This is a genomic window from Hyphomicrobium facile (genome assembly GCF_900116175.1).
Taxonomy (GTDB): domain Bacteria; phylum Pseudomonadota; class Alphaproteobacteria; order Rhizobiales; family Hyphomicrobiaceae; genus Hyphomicrobium_B; species Hyphomicrobium_B facile.
This window is the reverse complement of the sequence record NZ_FPCH01000002.1, coordinates 1,034,795-1,056,577: the sequence shown is the minus strand read 5'-3', so window position 1 is coordinate 1,056,577 and position 21,783 is coordinate 1,034,795. Positions and strand designations below refer to the sequence as shown.

Sequence of the window (21,783 nt, the reverse complement as noted above, 5' to 3'; positions counted from 1 at the left end):
CGATCGCTGCACCATGAATTACCACCATGACTATCACGCCGGGAATTTCGCCGACGTCCTGAAGCACATCGTACTGGCGCGCATCCTGACGTACATGAAGCAGAAGCCGCGGCCGTTTCGCGTGATCGACACGCATGCGGGCGCCGGACGCTACGATCTCGCAGGAACGGAAGCGAGCAAGACGGGCGAATGGCGCGACGGCATCGCCCGCATCATCGAAGCTGAGTTGCCCCCGGCCGTCGCCGAATTGGTGGCGCCCTATCTCGAATGCGTCCGCGCGATGAACGGCGATGAGCTTCGATATTATCCGGGAAGTCCCCTGATCGCCCGCCAACTCATGCGCGCCGATGACGTCCTGATCGCCAACGAGTTGAACGTCGCGGATTTTGCGAGGCTCAAGGAGGAACTGCGCCGCTTCAAGGCGACGACGGTCCTCAACATCGATGCCCGCCACGCCGTGAAGTCGCTGCTGCCGCCGAAGGAACGGCGCGGTCTCGTGCTGATCGATCCGCCCTTCGAGGCAAAAAGCGAATTCGCGGATCTGGCGACGGCCGTCGGCGAGGCCATGACGCGCTTCGCGTCTGGCACCTACGCGATCTGGTATCCGCTCAAGGATGAAGCGGCAGCGGACCGCCTCGTGGCGACTGTCACATCGCGGACAGGGCTCGAATTTCTCGACGTCAGGCTGGCAGTCTCGAAGTCTTTTGCGGGACTTGGCCTGACCGCGTCCGGCGTTCTCGTCATCAATCCGCCGTACCGGCTCAAAGACGAGCTCGAAGCGATTTTGCCGGTTCTGAAAGATCTGTTGGCGGAGGGTTCGGGCGCGAGCTTCGAGTTGCGCTCTGCCGTTCAATAACCGTCATATAGTTGCTGTGCAGCATTTCACCTTGCAAGGTGCCCGTATTTACAGGATAAATTGCCGCACGCTAAGGCGGGCAGCGGCACGGTAGCTCCCGATGCGTTCTACGGGTCCGGCGCGAGTTAGTGCGATCCGGCAGCAGGCGCTTGGGATCATTCGGCTCCGAGGCTCGCCGCGGTGTCGATGCGAAGCTTAGAGCAAGCTTGCATCGAATGCCGGGCTGCCAGGAGACGATGTATGCGCCAGACAGGTACCGTTAAATTTTATAATTCCCAGAAAGGCTACGGCTTCATCAAGCCGGATGCAGGGGGCAATGACGTTTTTGTGCATGTAACCGCAGTTGAGCGATCCGGAATTGGTGAGCTCAACGAGGGGATGCGAATTTCATTTGAGACCGAGCCCGATAAGCGCGGCAAAGGTCCTAAAGCCGTCGATCTCCAAAGAGCAGGCTGAAGTTCTTTGAAGACTGACTTGCTCGCGTCTCGGCTTCGGTCGCGGCGCTGGGTAAGTGTTGGCTTGAGCATTCTCGACGGCAGGCTCGCGCGAATTCCGCGTCGCCTTGACGTGCGATGTGTCTTACGCATTCGCGATTTGCTGGTCGCTTGCCGCAGTTGGGGAACAGCGTTGCGCGTGCGTTGGCGCTATGATGCGTGCGGTCAGTCCGAACGATTCGGGGACGCACTTCGAAGCATTTGGTCTGTTCCGCATTGAGAGCTTCGAAACCGAGGCTTTGAACAAAGGTGTGACGTAGGCCGAATATCCGGAATGGGGAGCGGCTCGTCAGACGCGCAACATGATGCGCGCGTCATCGGCGAGATTTCGGATGCCGGTATCACGCATCGGTCCAGGGGAGACTAAAGACATGAAGAGACTTATTCGTACGGGGCTCATCGCGTTCGCGGCAACTGTTGGAATGGCTTCGAGCTCGGCATACGCCGGCTGCGTTCTCGCTGGCGGAGAGTCCGTCATGGTGACGGAAGATCTCGCGAAGTTCATGGCTGGCCAGGCGCTCAAGCACTCGATTGAAAATCACGGCTGGACCCCGCGCGGCGTCGTAAGGATCAAGTGCGATACGTCGTCGGTCGGCTTGCCACACTGCACCGCACGTCAGAAGGCTTGCGGCTGAGCCGCCATTCTTTCCGAAACGAGTTGAGACGAGCCCTCGAAAAAATAACGACTCGCCGGCCGCCGCGCCGGCGAGTTTTTTCTGGACTGAACGTTACTTCGCCATTGCGTTCCGAAGAGCGCCGACGATCGCAGTCAGAATGCCGCCGCTGACACCGGATCCCACGATTTGGGTGATGATGGCAGTCGGATCCATGGCGCCGCCAGCGACTGCCGTATTGAAAACGTGTTCGAGAATTTGGCCGCCGATGCCGCCGCCGACTATACCTGCAATGGCGTTGCCGAGCGTCCCAAGGCTCAGGTTCTTCAACAGAGCGCCGGTGGCGTTACCGCCAAGAGCACCGCTGAGGAGCTGGATGATCAGTGGAAGATATTCCATGCGCCGTCTCCACGAGGCCAGTGGGACAACAGCTTAAGCCGAGCAATTTTCCGCATTGGAGAAGCCGCGCGCCGTTTGGCGCTCCCACAGTGGGAATCTTACCACACCGGGCGAATAAATCGCCAAGCCTCGCTTTGAAGAGGCCACCAATCTCGCAGATCCGTTGTCAAGAAGTTACAGCCTTGCGCCAATTGCGACGCGATACCATTTCTTCAACTCGTGCAATGATAATTTCAGTATTGATGGGTTATAGAATTGCTCGATACGTGAATGGCGCAGAGAGGCTACAGCGATGAAAATCAGGATTATTTCGGCCATCTTCGCCAGTGCTTTGCTTTTCGGCATAGCCGCTCCCGCAATTGCTGCGGACGGCCAGTCTTCGTCGGATGGATATGCACTTCGCCACAAGCGCGGCGGCTACTCCTACGGCAAGGCAGACTCCATCAACACCTACGGCACCAACCGCAACAAGAAGCGCCCCCCCGGCCCGCCCTCATTCGATGAGCAGACGATAGCTGGGCCCTTCGACAACGGCTTCTTCTTCAATACGGGCGTGGGCAGCATCTGGGGCGGCAACGCGCCCTATATGCACTGACCCTCTAGGTCATTGGCTTTGCTGAGCATAATGGCCGCCTGGTCACACCGGCGGCCGGGATGCTGTGGGTTTTTTCCTTCCCTGGCGACAAACCTGTCAACTGGTGCCGATGCGCCACTCGCCCTCGTCTTGCCATTGTGCTGACAATAGAAAGGCAGCCTGATCTCAGGGTGGGGCTTTGAGGGAGAACTAACGTTATGCGCTTCTCGGTCAACTTCGTTTCCGCATTCGCATTGGCCGCGACCTTCGCCGTAGCGACAACCGTCTCGGCAAATGCGGAGTGCAAGCGTTACGGCTTCACCGTCAACGATTACGGCAAAGACGGCCCGACCAAAGACGCCAAGGATCTGCTCGACAAGCTCATTCAATCGAAAATGACCGAGCGCGGCGTCAGCGATTTCCGTACCGGCAAGAAGACCGTGTCTTGCGAGCTGTTTCTGAATTTCATCGTTTTCGATGAGCACACCTGCACCGCGGAAGCGACCGTGTGCTGGGGCGGCTCGTCGCTTCCCGGTTCCGAACAATCCTCAGCCGACGACGTCGCTACTGAGCCGGCGAAGAAAACCGCTTCCGACGTCACGCCAGCCGAAACGAAACCGGCGAAAAAGAGCGTAACGAAGGAAGCAACGGTCCACACAGACGGCGCTGCGCCGGCTCACAAAGCCACCGCTGAGCCCGTGCCCGATCCGAAATCTGTCCTCGCTCACAAGGCGAAGAAGCCTGAGGAGAAGAAGGAAGCCGCCGCGCCGTCGCCCGACACCGGCGCAGCCGCCGCCGACACCGCGTCGTCTGACGCAGTCGTCAAACCGATCCACAACGTATCCAAGGTCGAGACGGGCTCGTTGCCAGAAATTCCGGCGAAGCCCGCTAAGCACAAAGCGCAGAAGGCACCGGCCGATGCCCCGGCTGCGGCTCCGCACAACGCGGATGCCGACGACGCAGGCTATCCGACTCCGCTGCCGCCCACGGACGGCGACGGAGCTCAGTAAAGCCAAGGGCTGATTGAAGTTCGGGCTTGTTTCGCGAACCGCCGTTTTGATCAAGCGGCGGTTCGGATTTCCTGCAGCTTCATTTCGACGATCTGCCGATTGTACGGCTTCAGCAGGAAATTGTCGGCACCGTGAGTGAGCGCTCGCTGGATTTCGAGCGGATCATTCTCGGTGACCAGATAAATGATGTAGGGCCGGACGCTCAGCTGCAGCGCGCGTAGTTTCCCAAGGAACTCGATACTGTTCGAGCCCGGCATGCGCCAATCGAGCAAAATATAATCCGGCGCTTCCGAGCCCAGCCGCTCAATCGCGGCGATCGGGCTGTCCGCCTCGCTCACACGAAAGCCTAAGCTCTCGAAAATAAGCCGGGTGTATTTCCGGACGATCTCGGAGTCATCGATGATGAAGCAGTGAAGCATATCGAGGGCGTCTCGCAAGCAGAGTGCTGCACCAACCGACAGCAAGGCGACCAGAGCAAACGATGTTCTGAAAAGTGCACGTAAAATATTAACGCGCTCTTAAGATGTATGGCGGAAAGGCAGCCGCGATCGGATGGCCGATCGCGTTGGCTCGATCCCTTCTGGTCAGCTCGCCGGCTTCGCGACGAGAAGAATGTCCGCGCCATCCTTCAGAATTTCCAGTCTCATCCCAGCCGATGGCGCGATGCGCCACGTGTAGTATGCCTGTATAGTGATGGCATCGAGCGCCAGCGGCTTGCCGGCGACGAAGTCGGTTAGATACTGCGGCGGCCGTGCAGCCGTGCCCTTGCACCTGATGAGGAACGTCGGTTGCTCGAATGAGCCGCCGATGGAAACGTCGATCTCTCCGCCGCGCGGTAGTGCAGTGACAGCGGAAGCAATGAGGTTGAGAAGAAGCTTCACCTTGTCTTTGGCGACGAGACCCGGCGCGCCACGCCATGTCAGCTTGTGCTTGCCCTGCGTGATGGCGACGAAGCCGCGAGAAATTTTCTCGGCGGTCGTCAGGTCGATCATGCTCCCGGCCGATCCGGCGGCGCCGAATGCAAAACGGGCAAATTCCAATCGCGCGGACGCCTGTTCCGTGACGTTCCGGATGACGTTCAGCGCGTAGCTCTTCGCTTGTTCGTCGTCCTCCTCGTCGAGGATTTCCAGTCCATTGAAGATAGCGCCGACCGGATTGATGATGTCGTGACAGATCTTGCTCGAGATCATTGCCGCGAGTTCGAGATCGGTCGGCGGAACGCGCTGGTTCATTAGTGACCCTTTTCTGAGATTCTCTCGATCGAGAGTGTGCCGCAGCTCAAGCGCGACAGCGCGACGCGAACCGGCGGAGGCGGCTTGCGATAATGCCCCATGCTCTGATACATGCGCCGAACGACGGTTGCCAAGTCTCGCGGCCGGTGGGCCGTCCAGGCCCGGATTTTCATGGAAGACATGGGTCTTACGCGCCACGGTAAGAACTGGGGCGCGGTAAAGCGTATTCGTAATCGCGGGCTCGCCCCGCGCCAACTGATTCGAACGGGGTTAGCTTCAAGATGTCGCCAATCGACGTCAACGATCACGATGCACTGATCGCAGCCTTGCTTCCGGCTGTCCGCGAGGCCGGGCGTCTCGAGATGTCGCATTTCACGAATGGCGTGAAGTTCGAGCAAAAGGCCGACAGGTCGCCCGTAACGGCTGCCGATCGTGAGGCTGAGGACATTCTGCTGGCGGCGCTGGCGTCTGTTGCGCCGGATGTGCCCGTCGCTGCGGAAGAGCGGATCGCGGCCGGTGCCACATGCGAATACGCGAAGCGATTTTTCCTCGTCGACGCGCTCGACGGAACGCGGCTGTTCATACGCGGCAAGCCGGAGTTTTCGATCAACATCGGCTTGGTTGAAGACGGTAAGACGCGGTTTGGTTTGATCTATCTGCCCCCGTCCGAGCGCTTGTTCGTGACGAGGTCGGATGGCTTCTCTTACGAAGCTAAGCTTTCCCAGAAAGACGAATTGCCGTTTGCAGCAATGCAGTTCAAGCGCCTCGTCACACGAAAGCCTGATCCGGCCGCACTCGTGGCGTTCAACAGCCGGGGTGTCGGAAGTGCGAGCGCGGGGCTTTTGGCAACGCTCAAGGTTCAGGACACGAGACCGCTCGGATCGTCGATGAAGTTCTGCCTCATCGCCGCCGCCGAAGGCGACCTCTACGCGCGGTTTGGCGAAACATACGAATGGGATACCGCCGCCGGCCAAGCCATACTCGAGGGTGCCGGAGGATCGGTCACGAAATTGGACGGATCGCTACTGACGTACGGGCATTTCGAACGTGGCTACCGCAATCCCTATTTCATTGCCTGGGGACGCCAGCCGCTGTGGCGCGGGGGCGAATCCGAATTGGCCGCGCCAAGGGCATAAGCAACGCGACGCGGCCATACTTTAGCAACACATAGCGGCGAATCTGTAGAATAGGATTCGGGCGCACGCTCGATCTTCGGGAGGGTGCACGCATCACGTGCGACGACCCGGCCAGATCTTGCCAAAGCTTGGTCCTGCCAAAAAAGTGTTGCGAATAAGAACAAGTGAGGGGTCACGCCGATGCGGCGCCGCGGCTTCGACAGAATAGCGCGAACTAAAGGTGCGGCCAGGAATGCGGCATTTGCATCGATCTTCAGTCTCATGGCGTGCCTGATCGTTGGAGGCTCGAGCGCCGGGGCGCAAGACGACGCCTATAGGCCGCCCGCCGACACCTACACCGGCCAAAGCGGCGTCGACACGTACCGCGCATCTCCCCCGCCCCCTGACTCTAGCTACGCCCCGCCGCCCCGAGGCGCTGCAGGCGGCGATCCCTATGGCCCCTACAACGGCCCCCGCAATCAGGGTGGCGACCAGGGTGGCGATCCGGGCGGCTACGGCGACCCCTACGCTCCGCCGCCGCAAAACGCGGGCAGGGATGACCGCTATTATGATTCCGGTCCGCCCCCAGGGGCGTCCGAAAGAAGTTCGTATTCCGAGGATGAGATCATCCGCGCAGGGAACAACTTCTTCGGGAAAATCAGCGGCGGACTGGCGTCGGCTATCGAATGGGCCTTCCAGAAGGCTGGCAGGCCGAATGGTTACATTCTGGGACAGGATGCGGGCGGAGCGTTCGTCGCCGGTCTGGCCTACGGAGAGGGAACTCTCTACACGAAGGATGCCGGCTCCTTTAGGGTCTACTGGCAAGGCCCCTCGGTCGGCTATGATTTCGGCGCCGACGGATCTAAAGTCATGACGCTCGTCTACAACCTCCGCGATCCGAACGACATTTTTGATCGATTCGGCGGCGTTGAGGGGTCGGCTTACCTCGTAGGCGGCGTAAGCGTGCAGTTTCAGAAGTCTGGCCACGTCTCGTTGGCGCCAATTAGGGCGGGGGTAGGCCTCCGACTGGGTGCCAACGTGGGTTATTTGAAGTATACAAGGAGTCCGACCTGGAACCCCTTCTGATGCCGGTGGTCGGCTCAGTGCCGGTTCGATATTGCAGTGAGACCCAAAAGGGGGTTTCTCTGCCGGTCTGGGAACGTTGCCGTCGGCGGGGGCCGCGAAGCTTTTCATTGCAGGGCGAGTTTTCTTGATAACCCTTTCCGCCGCGATGCTCGTGATGTTGGGCTTTCTGATCGCGGCCCTGATCGTGGTTGTGCTTTTGCCTGCCTACCGCCGCCGCGTCGAACGCTTCACCTCCGAAGCCTTGAAGCGGACGCTGCCGCTCACCGAAGCGGAAATTCGCGCCGACAAGGACCGCTTGCGCGCCGACTTCGCGATGGAACTGCACCGCCTCGAATCCAAGCTTGAGGAAGCCGGCCTTTCGGCCGCCCGCCAGCGGGTCGAGGTCAATCGTCGCGATGCGAAGATTCAGGAATTGTCCGAGGCGATCGCCGACCAGAAGATGAGCGTCGAGGAGCATGAAAATGCCCGCCGCGTTCTCGAACAGGCGATCCTCGATAGGCTCCCGAAGGTCGAGCAGCGTCTCGCCGAAACGCGAAAGCTGCTCGCAACGCGCGACCGTGAAATCAAGACGCTGTCCGCAACGAGCGCCAAGCAGGCTGCCGCGCTCGAGGAGGCAACGCAACTCAACAAGCAGCGCGAGAGAGAGCTTGCGCAGCTGCGTACGACGCTCGACACGCGAGCCATTCGCAATCGTGGTGCCGCTGCAGGCGCGAGTGCCGATAGTAACGTCGCTCTTCGCACAGAGCTTGAGGCGATGCGTGAGAAAACGCGCGAACAGGCAGCGCTGATCGAACGCTTGAAAGGTGCGGCCGCCGTCGCTCAAACGTCTCCCGATCGCGATGAACAGAACGCAGAGATCAAGAGGCTTCTGCTGGCGCTCGCCAAGACGGAAGCCGAGCTGAGCACGCTGAAGTCGAGCATCGGCAGCGAGGACGCTGAGCGGATGGCGCTCGAGGATCGTGTTGCCGATCTTCAGGCAGCCGTTGATACCAAGTCGACCGAAATGGCGAAGCTCCGGGCCGCACTCAAGGTCTACGAAGAGAAGGATGCGCCGTCGCCCGGTATGATGGAGAAGGCCGACTTCAGCGCTCTGCAGGCCGAGCTCGAAAACCAGCGTCGCGTTATTACGGAACTTCGCGCCGAGATCGCCGCCGGACAGGAGCGTCTGTCACGCCAGGCCCTCCGCTTCCACGAAGAGCTGCGCCGGATAACTCCGGAGCCGGTTGTCGAAACGCCATCCGACCGGGCAAACCCCGCAAGGCCGTCGCTTGCCGAACGCATTTCGACCCCTCGCGGGCAGCGACCCGCTGGGAATGTCGCCGACAAGCCCTCGAACGGCGACGGCACGGAAACGCCCGACCAGCGCCCCGACCAGCGCCCAGACCAGCGACAAGGATCATACCTGCGCGCTTTGAACGGCAATGCTGGCGGCGGACCCGGTGACGCGCCCCCCGAGAGAGCCGACCGGCCTCCGCCGTTGCCGGCCGCTGGTGAAGCCGACAAGAACGCGGACAGCCCCGCGCCCGCCCCTCATCGTCCACGACTTCTCGAGCGCATAAGCGGCATCGATAAACGCTAGGTAGACCGAAGCGATTGGATCGGATCCGGGCCCCCGGCGTTCTGGGATTGCGTTGTAAGCCGCGCGTCCCATTTTATCCGGCGGCGCAGGCGTACGTTGCCCTGTAATCCTCTCACGAGCGGTGGATCATGACGGAAGTGTCAGAGACGCGTAACGAGCCGCATGACGGGCACGACCACGCCGGCCATGATCACGGGATCGGGTCGCACGGCCACAGCCATGTGCCGAAGGATTTCGGTTTCGCGTTTGCGCTGGGTGCGGGCCTCAACATCGGCTTTGTCCTCATCGAGGCGATTGCCGGCTTCTTTGCCAACTCGATGGCGCTCGTCGCGGACGCAGGTCATAACTTCGGAGACGTGCTTGGTCTCCTGATGGCCTGGGGCGCGAGCGTACTCGTAAAGCGCCGGCCGACCCTGAGCTTCACCTATGGCTTCGGATCATCGACGATCTTGGCCGCGCTCGCCAACGCGGTTCTGCTTCTGGTGGCTGTCGGCGCCATCGTGCTCGAAGCCGTACAGCGGCTGATCGAGCCCGCGCCCGTAGCCGGCGGAATGATGATCGTCGTGGCGTTCGCCGGTGTCCTGGTCAACGGCTTCACCGCCTGGCTGTTTGCGTCGGGCGGCGAGCGCGACGTCAATATCCGCGGCGCCTATCTCCACATGATGGCCGACGCAGCCGTCTCGGTCGGCGTCGTAATCGCTGGTATCGCCGTATTGCTGACGGGATGGTACTGGGTGGACCCCATCGTCAGTCTCATCATCGCTGCAGTGATCATCTGGAGCACGTGGGGACTGCTGCAGGATTCCATGCGGCTCGCGATGCACGGAGTGCCCGGGAATATCAATGCTGTGGACGTGCACAACCGGCTGCTGCAGCTGCCCGGCGTCGTCAGCATCCATGATCTCCACATCTGGCCCATGAGCACGACGGAGACGGCGTTGACGTGCCACCTTGTCATGCCGGACGGGCACCCGGGCGATGCCTTCATCGAAAAGGCGACGAAAATGCTGCACGACGAATTTGGGATCCGTCACGCGACCCTTCAATTCGAAGTCAGCGACGGTGCCCCATGTGGCCTCGGCGCCGGCTGCACCGCGGGCAGCAGCACCCCGGCGGCGCACGGCGCGCCCGCCTGACCGGTCGATCCTCGCCTTCCGTTCGAAGTGGCCTCTATCTTCGGCCATCTAAGCCGCTGTGAGCGTCACAAGGCACGCGCAAGGCGAACCTGAAACAGATCAGCCACAGTGCGCGCGTGATGCGGAGGCGGCCATGAAGATTCTTCTCGTGGGACATGGCTACGTGGGGTCCTATCTGTTGCCGGCCCTGGTTCAGGCCGGACATGACGTCTCCGTGTGCGATCAGAACGTCGATCGCCTCGCAGGCATCCCGAACGCGATGCGGTGCCGGTATCAGGAACTGACCATCACGGATCTCGCGGATTTTTCCGTCATCCTTTGGTTTGCCGGACATTCGAGCGTTCCGATGTCCCTGAGTGATCCGGACGGCGCGCTCGCCAACAACTGTCTGGATCTCCTCCATTTCGCGCGCCGCAAACAGTTCAATTCGCGCTTGATCTACGCCAGCACCGCGAGCGTCTATTCGGTGATGATGTCGGAGAACGGCATCGCGCCGCCCGCGCTCGACGAATCCGAGACGAGGCTCGACCCGGTCAACCCGTATGACTGCTCCAAGGTCTCGATGGATGCGCTCGCCCGCTGCTTCGCCAACGGGATAACGGGCCTGCGCCTCGGAACGGTCTGCGGAATGAGCCCGTTGCTGCGGCCGGAGCTGATCTTCAACGCGATGAACATCGCAGCGATGCGCGACGGCTGTGTTCAAGTGCGCAATCGCAGGTCTTATCGCAACATCCTCTTCCTCGAAGACCTTGCCCATTACGTCTTGAGGATTATCGAACTTCGCCATGATCTGCCGCCGATCCTGAACACGGGCTCGCTCAACGCCAGCATCGGCCAGCTGGCGGACAGTATAGCGGCGTTCCACGGTGTGCCGGTCATCGACCACGGCAACGCGCTCACCTACTCCTTCCAGATGAACTGCCAAAAGATCCAGTCGCTGTGCGGTGCGCCGCGACCCATCAGCATCGCCGAACGCTGTGAGCGGTTCCGCGAGGCCTATCACCCTGAGCTACAAGCAGCATCATGACCGCAGATTGCGAACCTCAGCGCACGTGCATCGTTTGCGGCGGCGAAGCGAAGCCATTGCTCGAATTGGACGTCCAGCCGCCAGCCAACCTTCTTCTCTCAGGGCCTGACGAACCGCACGAAGCCTTTCCTCTGGGTTTCGCGATCTGCCCCACCTGCACGCATGGCCAGCTGACCCACTTCGTCGATCCGGCCAAGCTCTTCAAGCATTACCTCTATGCGAGCGGCACGAGCGGGACGCTCAAGGCTTACTTCGAGTGGTTCGCAGACACGTTGCTGCGCGCGAGTAGGCCCGGCGCGCGCGTTCTGGAAATCGCCTCGAACGACGGCAGCCTCCTGGGGTGCATGGAAGCACGCGGCTTCGACGCTGTCGGCGTCGATCCGGCGGAAAACCTCAACAAAATCGCGGCCGCGGCCGGCAGGAAAGTGATCACCGGATTTTTCCCGGACGCCCGGCCCGAGGGACAGTTCGACATCATCGTCGCGATGAACGTCGCGGCCCATACGCCGGACCCGGCGACGTTCATGCGTGGCGTGCGCGAATGCCTGGCGCCGGGCGGCGTCGCGATCATCCAGACCAGCCAGGCATTGATGATCGCCAACGGCGAGTTCGATACCGTCTATCACGAGCACTATTCGTTCTACACCGTCGCTTCGATGGCGCGCCTCGCGGAAAACAACGGCTTGCGCGTCGAAGCTTCGCAGCTCACCTCGGTGCACGGCGTAAGCCTCTTATCGTTCCTCCGGCGATCGGAAGACGACGTCGCGCCGTTTGCATTTGATGGCGGCCAACCATTTTCCGTTGCGTGGCCGTCGCCGACGCCACCGTCGCTTTCCCGCGACCTTGGAGGCTCCGAGGTCTTGAGCGCATACGCGACATTCGCCGACGGTGCGAAGACCGCGATGAGCGCCGCCGCGGCCGTCGTCAAAAAGCATCGAGCTGCGGGCCGGAAAATTGCGCTCGTCGGTGTCGCAGCGAAGGCCCTGACGTTCGTTCGCGCCGCAGGCATTGTTCCGGACGTCTATCTCGACGAAGCAGCCCTGAAGGTAGGGCTGACCATTCCGGGCACTGAGCACGCGATCGAGCCATTCAGTAAAGCGGCCGACATCGCGGGCGACACGACGTTTCTGATCGGAGCCTGGAACTTCGCCGATGAGCTGATCGCAAAGATCCGGCGGCACAGCGGCGACGCGTCGCCGAAATTCGTGATCTATTTTCCGAAGCTTCTCGAGATCGGGTGACTCTCAATGGCCAAGCGGGTCGTCGTCTCGCATTTCTTCAACGAAGCCTATCTGTTGCCCTGGTGGCTTCGCCACCATCGCGAGATATTCGATCACGGCGTCCTGATCGATTATCATTCGACGGATGACTCCGTCGCGATCTGCCGCGAACTCGTGCCCCATTGGGAAGTCGTCTCCTCCGAAAACGCCACGTTCGCAGCGCTTCTGTGCGATTTCGAAGTGATGAAACATGAGCAGCGCTTTCCGGACGCTTGGAAGCTCGCGCTCAACACGACGGAATTTTTCGTCGCTCCGGGCCTGGCAAAGATGGAGCGCGTGGTCGCCCAGCACGACTTGACCGGCGTGTGCCTGCCGGGCGCCGTGATGGTCGATACCGACCCGCACAATCCGCCGGATCCGTTACGGCCTTTGGTCGAGCAAAAGGCGACGGGCATTTGGGAGGACGAGATCGACTTCGCCGCTCTCGCCATACCGGGACTGACATTTCCGACCCGAAGCAGGCTCTATCATCGCTACGCGATCGGCGCCTACACGCCCGGCCGTCACAATTCGCATTTGCCGCGCCAATGTAATGGCAGCCGCGAACTCGGATCGATCAGGTGGTACGGGTTCAGCCCGTGGTCGAATGCATTCAAGGCGCGCAAGCTTCAGATTTCGGACCGGCGCGATAGCTTCGACGTCAAGAACGGTTTCGGCGCGCAGCATCAGGCCGACATTGCCGAGCTTGATGGACGCTGGTCGAAGCTCAGGCCGTTGAGCGGCATATTGCGTAACGCCGCCTAATACCGCTGAGCGCCGCGCCTGCGCGGCTAGCCGAAATTCGGCATTTCCGTCGCGGCAATCGTCTCGCGCAGTATTTGCGCCTGATCGCGCCTCGCGAACACCTCGAACCCGCGCCGCTCCAGTTCGCGGCGGCTCGGCTCATCGCGAACGAGCGCCACGCAGCTCCTGACGATATCGTCATATGGAACCGCCAGCATTGCGCTTCTGATGTCCTCGTCGATCTCGGTCCGAGGACCGCACTCCGACACGACCGCTTTCCGGTTCGCGAGAAGATACGAGGTCCTGACGATCTCGTGGATGCTGTCTTCGTAGAAGTGCACGTTCAGAACGACTTTCGCTTCCGCAATCGCCCGGTCGCGCGCCTCTCCGTAAACGCTGAAGAGATGCTTGACGTTCATTCCCGCCGCCATCAGTCCCGCAAGGATCGCTTCGCGGCGCGGATTGATGCTGCCGTAGAAGAGAACGTCCGTTGTCTGCGTTGTTGGGGGGAGATCGCGCGTCATCTCCGGCGTGTAGCCGATGCTGAAATGGCGGACGTACCGGCTGCCGGTCAGGCGGCGCAACGCCTCGATGTTGCGCACGCTGTAATCCCAGACCGCGAGCCGGCTCAGAAGGCTCAAATAGACGGGCCGCGAGCGCACATCGAATCCAGTGACCTGCTCTAGATTGATGATCACCGTGTTCGACGGAATCCTGTCCGCAAGTTCCTGCGAGTCGATGAGATGAGCGCCGAGTAGCAGATTGACGCCGGCGTTTCCAAGCGCATTGGTTTTGCGCTGAACGTCGACGCCGAGCGATCTGAATGCGCCTTCGAAACCGAGTGTGAGATCGTCGAACGCAGCCGAGTGCGGATTGCCATCAGGCGTGATCGTCACGATGGTGACTTGGCGCCATGCCGGTGGGATGAGGTCGTTACTGAGGAACTCCAGACCAAACAAGTCTGCATCGGGCAACGCAGCCGGTTGAACGGCCGGCGGCGGCGCGGCGGACGCGAACTTGAGACGAGCCGACCGTTGCGAAACGGCAGACTGGAGCTTGCTGTGCAACGCCAGTGCGTTCGGCTCGAGGCCGAGCGCGGTCGAATAAGCTTCCGCGGCGCCGTCGAACTGGCCGAGATTGGTGAATATGTCGCCCAGCATTTCCCACGAGGATGCGGAATTATAGCCGAGGCTGATGGCCTTTCCCTTGGCTCGCGCTGCGAACTCGAGCTGGCCCATGGGGATAAGAACCGTCGCCAGCGCCTCGTATGCTTCAGCAGCGTCCGGCTCTTTCACGATCGCCTTGGCGAAGAGTTCTGCGGCGGCATCGAGCGCGCCAGCGCGTGCCACCTGCAACCCTTCGAGCAGCAGTTCCGTAGCGGAGGCCGCAGCGGCATCGAATGCCGCGACGTTGCCGTGAAGTCCTTCCGCAGGGTCCTCGCCGTCATCGATCAGGTCGGCCAGCGAAGGCCATTGATTCGTCGCCATCGAGTTCTCCGGGCAAACACGTTCAAACGGAGATCTCGCCGAAAAGCGGAGCCGCCGAGCGCGTTTTGAGATTTAGAACGGGAACCATGCGCGAGACTGTCACCCGCGCGCGCAGGCTTAGTGCGATCCGGATCCGGAATGGCCGGCGCGGCCCGCCCGCTCCTTGGCGATGGCTGCGATCGCCCGAACGCGCAGTTGCTCGATGGCGGCTGCCTGGTCCGACAGGAAGACGAACGCCGGGTCCGCCTCGCCGAGGGCGGGAAGGAGTTTGATCCCCGCCTTGTGCCACACGGACCACGCGATCTCGCCGGTGAGAACCATGTTGGGAGAGAAAGAGATCCGAATGGAGTCTCCGGTTGCAAGACCCCGAATTCCATCGACGCGGAGATCGGATGCGGAAAAATCTACGACTCGCACGTTCTGACTAACACCCCGGCATTCGAGGATTGCAGTAAAGCTGACCCGCCGCCTCGGATCCCGTCTACGCAAAAAATTTCGTGACAAAACCATTTGCGGCATCCGCCCCCAACCAGTCGTTGAACTCTTAAAACGTGCCGGCAGAGGCTATCCGCGTCGTAGCCCGCTGCTCTGAACAAGATTCAAAGTGGTTATAAAGTACTATATAAGGATTATTTGATCGTTACGATGATTCCGAAAAACCGACGTGCGCGACCCATTCCACACCTTCGCGTAATGCCCGCCACGACAAAGCGTTGCATTTCTCCCAAAGGACTAGTTAATTAAGGCTAATACTCTCGATTCGAGGAGAAGTTTATGCGACCAGAACTTGAGGCCGTACTTGAAGCCTACCGGCAGGATGCCGCTGTCGAAGAGCAATTGATCCAGGAAATTCTGACCGTGCTCGCCGTAACCGGTGCGGCGCGCAAACGGACCATCCAGGAGCTATCGCAGGTCGTCAGTCGTCACACCATCAAGGCTGCCGAAGACCGCGACTATCGTCAAAGCTCGGAAGAGTTGGCCCGTTACGATTTCCATCAGCCGCTTCGGCAGATGTAGCGTCGGCGTGCGCCGCCGATCCTAGCATTCATACTGCGAGTGAGGGCAGTCTCGGAATGTCTCCCATGAGGTGCGGCCTTTCATGAGCAATGTAGCCAGCCTTCGCGACGGGAAATGAAAAGATGAAAAATTCTATTTCTTCCGTCGCCCGCGTCGGCGCAGGCATTGCCGAGATGACGGGCAATATCGCTCAAGGTGTCCGTCGTCACGCATCGCGATGGAGCGCACACGCGGACGAGCCGATCCCCCAAAACGCACCAGACAGCTCAAAAAACCGAGCGAACGGCCAGCCTCGCCGTCAACCGGGATTGCGGCGGGCTGCGGTGTCTGAGCATCATGCACGCGAGTCTGAAGGCGCGATCGAGCATCGCTGCGGGCTGGAGTTTGATGTCCGGCGCTTTTGTTCCGAACTTGAGGAATGGCGCGCTGCATTGGCCTCGCTGCCGACGGAGCCTTGTGCAATCGGATATCAGAGCCCGGCGGAACAGAGCGCGGCGGCACCGAATCCTCATCGGTCGATGGTGCCTTACGAGGCAAGCAAATCATCCGGTTCACTCGAAGCCAATGTGGCCGATGCCGTTCAGCGGCTCGAAGGCGGCTCCATCTTCGGCCCGCTCCATTCGCGTAGCCCACGGCGCGCGATCGCCTGATTCTCAGGCGACCATGTTGATGCAGATGGTCGTCGCCGCTGCTCCATAATCGGCGCCGGCGCCGCGATAGGGCGCTAGGCTCCCATAAAAACTCTACTCTCTAATCCCTGTGTGCTGACACGCCCGCCCATGCAGCGCGCGCAGCTGAGGTGATTAGGTCACTGTTCCCAGAAATTCGATCAGTGCGCAGATTTATGTGAATCGGAACCAAGTTCAGGTGCGCGGACGCCTTTTACGGCTAGTACTCATGTAGTACCTAAGAACTACAACTCGCGATTCGTGGTGTCATTCACCGCGCTGCCAATTCGAACGGACGGCGCCCGCTTTTCCGAACGCGACGTTGCGTGTGCTGCGTCCAAACATTCAGGGGACTTATTGCATGGATCGTAAGCGCGCATCGGCGCTCCAGAGGCTCGGCCGAAATCGCAATGACGGGCAATCCGGGATTGGGCGATGGCTCCCGCAGCGACGTCATTTTCAGCAGTTCGCACCGCCACACTGCTTTATCTCCGCGTTGGCCCTGAGCTTGATGGTCGGCAGCGGAGTGGTGGCGGCGGACCCGACCGGCGTCTACATTCACGACCAGAATAAAGCCAAGGTCGACAACGACCGTGATCACATCTCCAATGAGGAGGGGCCAGGAGTTCGGATCGACAACATCAGCGGCAACGTGTCGGTGAAGAACCGCTACGGTCGGCACTGGGACGACGCCAGGATCGAGGGCTCCGACGAGGGCGTGAGGATTACCGATGTCGGCGGCAAAATCTCGATAGATAACAGCTTCAAGGGCAAAATCATCGGTCATGGGGCGGACGGGATCTACATCGACGATGCCGAGGGCAGGGTCTCGATCGATAACCACTTCGGCGGCAGAGTCTCCGGCCGTGACGACGGCGTGCACATCAGAGACGTTGACGATCATGTCACCATCGATAACCGCTTTGGCGGCAGCATAACCGGCAAGCGCGACGACGGTATCGACATCAAAAACGTCGAAGACGACGTCAGTATCGATAACCGCTTCGGCGGAAAAATCACCGGACGCGACAACGGCATCCAGATCGAAGACGTGGACGATGACGTCGAAATATCAAACAGCTACGGCGGAAAAATTACGGGCTGGCGAGGTGACGGCATCCGCGTTGAGGATACGGACGGCGACGTCAGCATCGAAAATAAGCACGGAGGCCGGATCACCGGGCGTGACGACGGCATTCATATCGAGAATACCGATGATGATGTGAAGATCGACAACCGGTTTGGCGGCAGGATCACTGGCAAGAAAGGCGACGGCGTCGATATCCGCGATGTGAACGACGACGTCAAAATCGACAATCGCTTCGGCGGCAGGATCACGGGCCATGATGACGGCGTGAAGATCCGCGATGTCGGCGAAGATGTCACCATCACCAATAGCCACGGCGGCAAAATTACCGGCGAAAAAGACGACGGCATCGATATCAAAGATGTCGACGATGTCCGCATCGATAACAGCAAGCGCGGCAAGATTTCCGGACGTGACAACGGCATCCAAATTGAAGACGCCGACGACGTCGTCATTTCCAATAAATCCGGCGGCAGCATCAGCGGTAAACGCGGGGACGGCATCAACCTGGACGATGTCGATTACGTCGAGATCGACAACAAAAAGGGAGGCAAGATCACCGGCCACGACGATGGCATCCACATTGAGGACGCCTCCGGCGACATCGAGATCGATAACCGCTATGGCGGCAGCATCAAAGGCAAGCACGGCGACGGCGTTGATATCCGGGACGCAGATGATGATGTGGAGATCGACAACCGCTTTGGCGGCAAGATCACCGGGCATGACGACGGAATTAAAATTCGCAACGTGGATGACGACGTAACGATAGCCAACAACTACGGCGGCAAGATTCGCGGTGAAGAGGGCGACGGCGTCAACGTAAGGGACGTCGAAGGCGACGTTGAAATTTACAATCGGCGAGGCTCGATCAAGGGCTACGACGACGGCATCAAAATCCGGGATGTTGACGGCGATGTGACGGTCGACAACGACAGCGGAATTATCCAGGGCCGCCGTGACACCGGCGTCGATGTCGAAGCGGATGGATCTGTCACCATCGATAATGACGACGGGACGATCAAGGGCCGCAATAGCGGAATTTCGATCGCGTCGGATTCAGCGACGATCAATTCATCAGGCTTGATCGAAAGCTCCGGTCAGCACAATGCGACGATCGATCTTTCGACCGATGACGGGGCGACAATCAACAACTACGCCGGCGGTCTCATTCGCACTTCTCGCGAGTCGACGTCGGATCTCATTGTTGATGCCCGCGGCGGCGCCGTCACCATAAACAATGATGGCACGATGATCGGGCGCATCGATCTGTCGGAAGCAGGCAATACGGACACAGCGAACACTTTCAATAACACCAGCAACGACAGCTGGCACTTCACCGGCACCAGTAACCTTGGCGACGGTTTGGCGGACGCCTTCAACAACACGGGAACGATTTATACAACTGATCCGGACTCACCATCCTACAATGACGCCACCGTTCTCGCGGGCGTAGAATTCTTCAATAACGGCGGCGTCGGTGGAACCGGGACGATCGATCTTCAGGATGGATATACGGGCGATACCTTTACGCTCATTCCGACTGATGGGGGCACGCTGACATTCCACGGAGCTGATGGCCAGAGCGCATTGAAGGTCGATGCCTTCCTTGCCGGCCCGTCGAACTCGAACTCGGATACGCTCGTCATCAATGGCGACGTGACGGGCTCTACCGCGATCTACGTCAACAACGTGAACGCCGGGTTTGGCGCCTACAATCCGACGGGTATTGATGTCGTGAATGCCACGGGATCTCTACCGCAAGGCAGTTTCTACCTGGCCGACGGCCCGATCAAAACTGGAATGTTCCAGTACGATCTCTATCTCAATGGCTCGAACGAATGGGTCCTTGCCAGCAGCCCGAGCCATTCATTCTTCGAACTCCCAAGCCTGACGTCCGCGGCGCAGTCGGTATGGCACAATGCGTCGGACGCGTGGCTTGACCGAACGGCGGATTTGCGCACGGCACTAAATACGACGTGTGCGCCGGTCAGCCTCAAGGATTCGACCGCAGGATGCGCAAAGCCGGCTTCTGGCGCTTGGGCGAAGGTTCTCGGCGCTTCGGAATCGCGATCGACTAATCACTCCTTTACGCTGATGAATACCGTCGAGCGGCATTCGGTCAATTCGCAGCTGGACGGTGGCGGTGTGATCGCCGGCTACGACGTTATCCGCACGACTGAAGGCGGAAATGGAATCTGGATGGCCGGCGTAATGGGTGGCTATCTGAGATCCAAGCTCAATTTTGACGGCTCCGCAAACAGCGCCGATTTCCAGAGCGGCGCCGTGGGTGCGTACGTGACCTACCTGCAAGGCGGCTGGTTCATCGATGGCCAGTTCATGGCCAACCTTGGAAACGTCAAATACTCCGGCGTCCAATCCACGAACGAGCACGCGGGCTTGACTGCCGTCGGCGGCGTTATCGATGCCGGATATCGAGCGACGTATAACAACGCGTTTATCGAGCCTGGCGCCACGCTCTCGTATGTCAACGCGAGCATCGACACCATGGAAATCTACGATACCTCCGTAAACTTCTCGAGCGGAGACAGTTTGCGCGGACGTCTCGGTGTGCGCGTCGGAACGACGATTGCGAAGGAGCGAGCAAAGTATGAGCCGTTCATCGGTGTTGGCGCCATCTATGAATTCCTCGGCAACAACACAGCAGACGTGACGAGCGGAGATTACGTGCTCGAGACGACGGACAACCTCTCCGGCGCGCTCGGCGAAGTCACCGGCGGCGTCAACATGTTCAGCCTTACCGGCAATGGCCTCAGCGCTTTTGCGAAGGGCAATGTACAATTCGGAAAGGATGATTTCGTCGGATACGGCGGAAGCCTCGGCGTCCGGGTCGACTGGTGAGGTGAGGCCGAAGAACGAGACCCTTCCTATCGTTCTCCGGCCGCACAACAGGGTTCCGGTGCCGCAATACGGCGGCCCGGCATCCTGCTTTCGAAGGATCCTGCTTTCAAAGGATCCGGTTTTCAAACTCGGCGATCTTCAATGAGTGCTGTCTTTAACTGGAGATATTCGGATGAAAAAATACGCGTCGCTTTTCGCTGCCTGTGCTGCGTCGATGGCCGTGTTCGGAATTGCGAATGCCGCGGAGGTTCCGCCCACAGCCGAGGCCGCGAACGCCCCGGCGACGAGCCAGGTCATCGGTGATTGGCTTTTGGCATGCACGCCCCCGGTGAAGGGCCGCAAATCGTGCGTGATGTCTCAGACGCTCATGAGCGACAAACTCAAGAAGCCAGTCGGCGTGCTGACGATAGGCAGGGATCAGGCTGGCAAACTCAAAGGGTCTTTCCGGTTGCCCGTCGGAGTATCGCTGCCGGCAGGCGTGGTCGTGGGTCTTGAGAAAGAAAATTCGTTCGCCGTTTCCTATACCGTATGCCAGCGCACGGGATGTATTGCGTCCTTCGATCTAACTGAGCCACTGCTTGGGCAGATATGCAAAGCGCCGAAAATTTCCGCCGTCGTTCAAGACACGTCGAAGCAGGCAGTCAACTTCACGTTCTCGACGCGCGGCTTCCCCGATGCCTACGCGGGCTACCTCAAAGAAAGCAAATAGCACCTCTCGAATTCCATCCACCGGACAATGGCGACTGAGCACAACTAAAGGTTGCCATAGCCATATAAATGGACTTAGCTCAGATATGATGCAAGTTGAGGTTGTGGGGAGTCCGAGCTGCGCATGAGACAAGAATATGACGTGACGGCTCGGGCATTGAGGGGAAAAGTCATAGCGGTTCCGTCCGTCAACCCCCGGTATGACGACGCGATCGCCGAACTGGTTCTGGAGCAGGGCGGCAGGCTGGCCCTCGGCACATCACCTGCCGATTTCGAAACGCTCGACGCAAAAATCGATGGCCGCGAGGGCGTCTACTGCCAGCCGATAGATTTGGATCGCCCGAAGTCCGTGAGCGAGTTTTTTCAAATCGCATTCGCCCAGTTCGAACGGCTGGACGTCGTCGTCCTCGAACTCGCTCAACCGAAGCGGCAGAGGATGACGACGGACAAAGCAATCGAACTCGAGACGCGCCGCTTGCTGCATTGCCTTGACGCCGCGCTCCCCTATACCAACGAGGATCTGCACATTCTGTGTGTCGCGCCGGCTTCAGGCGCTGCCGCGATCCCGATCGCCACGGCATTTCTCGCGGCCAAGTTTGCCGCGAGGCGCGCGGCCACGGCACCGCGGGTGCGAATGTCCATCGTCTCGCCGCCAACTGATCGTTCCGACGAAGCTGATACATCCTTCGCGAGGACGATCGTGCATCTGATGAAAGAGCCGCGAATGCCCGACGTTATCGAAACGGTGCTGTCGTCTGCACGGAAGAAGCGAAGGTCAACGGCAAGGCCGCCCGTCGACGTCAGAGCGAGAATGAGTCTGCAGGCGTGA

22 protein-coding genes are annotated in these 21,783 nt (G+C 60.0%); 17 read left to right on the top strand and 5 right to left on the bottom strand.

Annotation, left to right across the window (positions count from 1 at the left end; translation table 11 throughout):
* Positions 1 to 13: 13 nt before the first annotated feature.
* The 3 genes from BM399_RS11865 (at position 14) to BM399_RS11855 (ending at position 1,985) form a co-directional block, all read left to right on the top strand.
* The gene (locus tag BM399_RS11865; RefSeq protein WP_092867893.1) at positions 14 to 856 is read left to right on the top strand and encodes a 23S rRNA (adenine(2030)-N(6))-methyltransferase RlmJ; all 843 of its coding nucleotides are present in this window, start codon (positions 14 to 16) and stop codon (positions 854 to 856) included.
* Positions 857 to 1,096: 240 nt separating this feature from the next.
* Complete coding sequence (locus BM399_RS11860; protein ID WP_013948788.1) at positions 1,097 to 1,312, top strand: cold-shock protein; 216 nt, start codon at positions 1,097 to 1,099, stop codon at positions 1,310 to 1,312.
* Positions 1,313 to 1,721: 409 nt separating this feature from the next.
* Positions 1,722 to 1,985, top strand: a complete 264-nt coding sequence (locus tag BM399_RS11855) for a hypothetical protein (protein ID WP_092867892.1) — start codon at positions 1,722 to 1,724, stop codon at positions 1,983 to 1,985.
* A 93-nt stretch (positions 1,986 to 2,078) separates the two neighbouring features.
* Here BM399_RS11855 and BM399_RS11850 read toward each other — a convergent pair whose 3' ends face one another.
* Positions 2,079 to 2,363, bottom strand: coding sequence for a hypothetical protein (locus BM399_RS11850; RefSeq protein WP_092867891.1), 285 nt, complete (start codon positions 2,361 to 2,363; stop codon positions 2,079 to 2,081).
* 292 nt (positions 2,364 to 2,655) lie between these two features.
* Between BM399_RS11850 and BM399_RS11845 the strand changes: the two genes are divergently transcribed.
* Both BM399_RS11845 and BM399_RS11840 read left to right on the top strand, forming a co-directional pair.
* Complete coding sequence (locus tag BM399_RS11845) at positions 2,656 to 2,958, top strand: hypothetical protein (protein WP_092867890.1); 303 nt, start codon at positions 2,656 to 2,658, stop codon at positions 2,956 to 2,958.
* Between the two features lie 197 nt (positions 2,959 to 3,155).
* Positions 3,156 to 3,947, top strand: a complete 792-nt coding sequence (locus BM399_RS11840) for a hypothetical protein (RefSeq protein WP_092867889.1) — start codon at positions 3,156 to 3,158, stop codon at positions 3,945 to 3,947.
* 50 nt (positions 3,948 to 3,997) lie between these two features.
* Here the strand turns inward: BM399_RS11840 and BM399_RS11835 are convergent, their stop codons facing one another.
* Both BM399_RS11835 and BM399_RS11830 read right to left on the bottom strand, forming a co-directional pair.
* Positions 3,998 to 4,366 carry a response regulator gene (locus BM399_RS11835; RefSeq protein ID WP_092867888.1) on the bottom strand — a complete coding sequence of 123 codons (369 nt, stop codon included), beginning with the start codon at positions 4,364 to 4,366 and terminating at the stop codon, positions 3,998 to 4,000.
* Between the two features lie 165 nt (positions 4,367 to 4,531).
* Positions 4,532 to 5,179 (bottom strand): histidine phosphotransferase family protein, encoded by a 648-nt coding sequence (locus BM399_RS11830; RefSeq protein ID WP_092867887.1) that lies wholly within the window; start codon positions 5,177 to 5,179, stop codon positions 4,532 to 4,534.
* A 281-nt stretch (positions 5,180 to 5,460) separates the two neighbouring features.
* Here BM399_RS11830 and BM399_RS11820 point away from each other — a divergent pair, with 281 nt between their 5' ends.
* From BM399_RS11820 to BM399_RS11790, 7 genes are all read left to right on the top strand, one after another.
* Complete coding sequence (locus tag BM399_RS11820; RefSeq protein ID WP_092867885.1) at positions 5,461 to 6,315, top strand: 3'(2'),5'-bisphosphate nucleotidase CysQ family protein; 855 nt, start codon at positions 5,461 to 5,463, stop codon at positions 6,313 to 6,315.
* Between the two features lie 180 nt (positions 6,316 to 6,495).
* Entirely contained in the window at positions 6,496 to 7,380 is an 885-nt protein-coding gene (locus BM399_RS11815; RefSeq protein ID WP_092867884.1) for a DUF1134 domain-containing protein, read from the top strand.
* Between the two features lie 124 nt (positions 7,381 to 7,504).
* A complete protein-coding gene (locus tag BM399_RS11810; protein ID WP_092868200.1) occupies positions 7,505 to 8,959 on the top strand; it encodes a hypothetical protein in 1,455 nt (484 codons plus the stop codon).
* 128 nt (positions 8,960 to 9,087) lie between these two features.
* Positions 9,088 to 10,095: a cation diffusion facilitator family transporter gene (locus BM399_RS11805; protein WP_092867883.1), complete on the top strand. Its 1,008-nt coding sequence runs from the start codon at positions 9,088 to 9,090 to the stop codon at positions 10,093 to 10,095.
* Between the two features lie 133 nt (positions 10,096 to 10,228).
* Positions 10,229 to 11,122, top strand: coding sequence for an NAD-dependent epimerase/dehydratase family protein (locus tag BM399_RS11800; protein WP_143117814.1), 894 nt, complete (start codon positions 10,229 to 10,231; stop codon positions 11,120 to 11,122).
* Positions 11,119 to 12,363, top strand: a complete 1,245-nt coding sequence (locus tag BM399_RS11795) for a class I SAM-dependent methyltransferase (protein ID WP_092867881.1) — start codon at positions 11,119 to 11,121, stop codon at positions 12,361 to 12,363. The genes BM399_RS11800 and BM399_RS11795 overlap by 4 nt, the downstream gene beginning before the upstream one ends.
* Before the next feature lie 6 nt (positions 12,364 to 12,369).
* Positions 12,370 to 13,146, top strand: a complete 777-nt coding sequence (locus BM399_RS11790) for a glycosyltransferase family 2 protein (RefSeq protein ID WP_092867880.1) — start codon at positions 12,370 to 12,372, stop codon at positions 13,144 to 13,146.
* A 26-nt stretch (positions 13,147 to 13,172) separates the two neighbouring features.
* Here BM399_RS11790 and BM399_RS11785 read toward each other — a convergent pair whose 3' ends face one another.
* Entirely contained in the window at positions 13,173 to 14,612 is a 1,440-nt protein-coding gene (locus tag BM399_RS11785; RefSeq protein ID WP_092867879.1) for a hypothetical protein, read from the bottom strand.
* 117 nt (positions 14,613 to 14,729) lie between these two features.
* The gene (locus BM399_RS11780) at positions 14,730 to 15,029 is read right to left on the bottom strand and encodes a PilZ domain-containing protein (RefSeq protein ID WP_244531201.1); all 300 of its coding nucleotides are present in this window, start codon (positions 15,027 to 15,029) and stop codon (positions 14,730 to 14,732) included.
* Between the two features lie 357 nt (positions 15,030 to 15,386).
* On the opposite strand from BM399_RS11780, the gene BM399_RS11775 reads away from it, so the two are divergent.
* The 5 genes from BM399_RS11775 to BM399_RS11755 all read left to right on the top strand — a co-directional run bounded on the left by BM399_RS11775 (position 15,387) and on the right by BM399_RS11755 (position 21,783).
* Positions 15,387 to 15,629: a hypothetical protein gene (locus tag BM399_RS11775; protein WP_092867877.1), complete on the top strand. Its 243-nt coding sequence runs from the start codon at positions 15,387 to 15,389 to the stop codon at positions 15,627 to 15,629.
* Positions 15,630 to 15,751: 122 nt separating this feature from the next.
* A complete protein-coding gene (locus tag BM399_RS11770) occupies positions 15,752 to 16,279 on the top strand; it encodes a hypothetical protein (RefSeq protein WP_092867876.1) in 528 nt (175 codons plus the stop codon).
* Between the two features lie 379 nt (positions 16,280 to 16,658).
* On the top strand, positions 16,659 to 20,246 hold the full coding sequence (locus BM399_RS11765; protein ID WP_092867875.1) for an autotransporter domain-containing protein: 3,588 nt from the start codon (positions 16,659 to 16,661) through the stop codon (positions 20,244 to 20,246).
* 172 nt (positions 20,247 to 20,418) lie between these two features.
* Positions 20,419 to 20,955 (top strand): invasion associated locus B family protein, encoded by a 537-nt coding sequence (locus tag BM399_RS11760; protein ID WP_092867874.1) that lies wholly within the window; start codon positions 20,419 to 20,421, stop codon positions 20,953 to 20,955.
* A 123-nt stretch (positions 20,956 to 21,078) separates the two neighbouring features.
* Positions 21,079 to 21,783 carry an SDR family oxidoreductase gene (locus BM399_RS11755; RefSeq protein WP_092867873.1) on the top strand — a complete coding sequence of 235 codons (705 nt, stop codon included), beginning with the start codon at positions 21,079 to 21,081 and terminating at the stop codon, positions 21,781 to 21,783.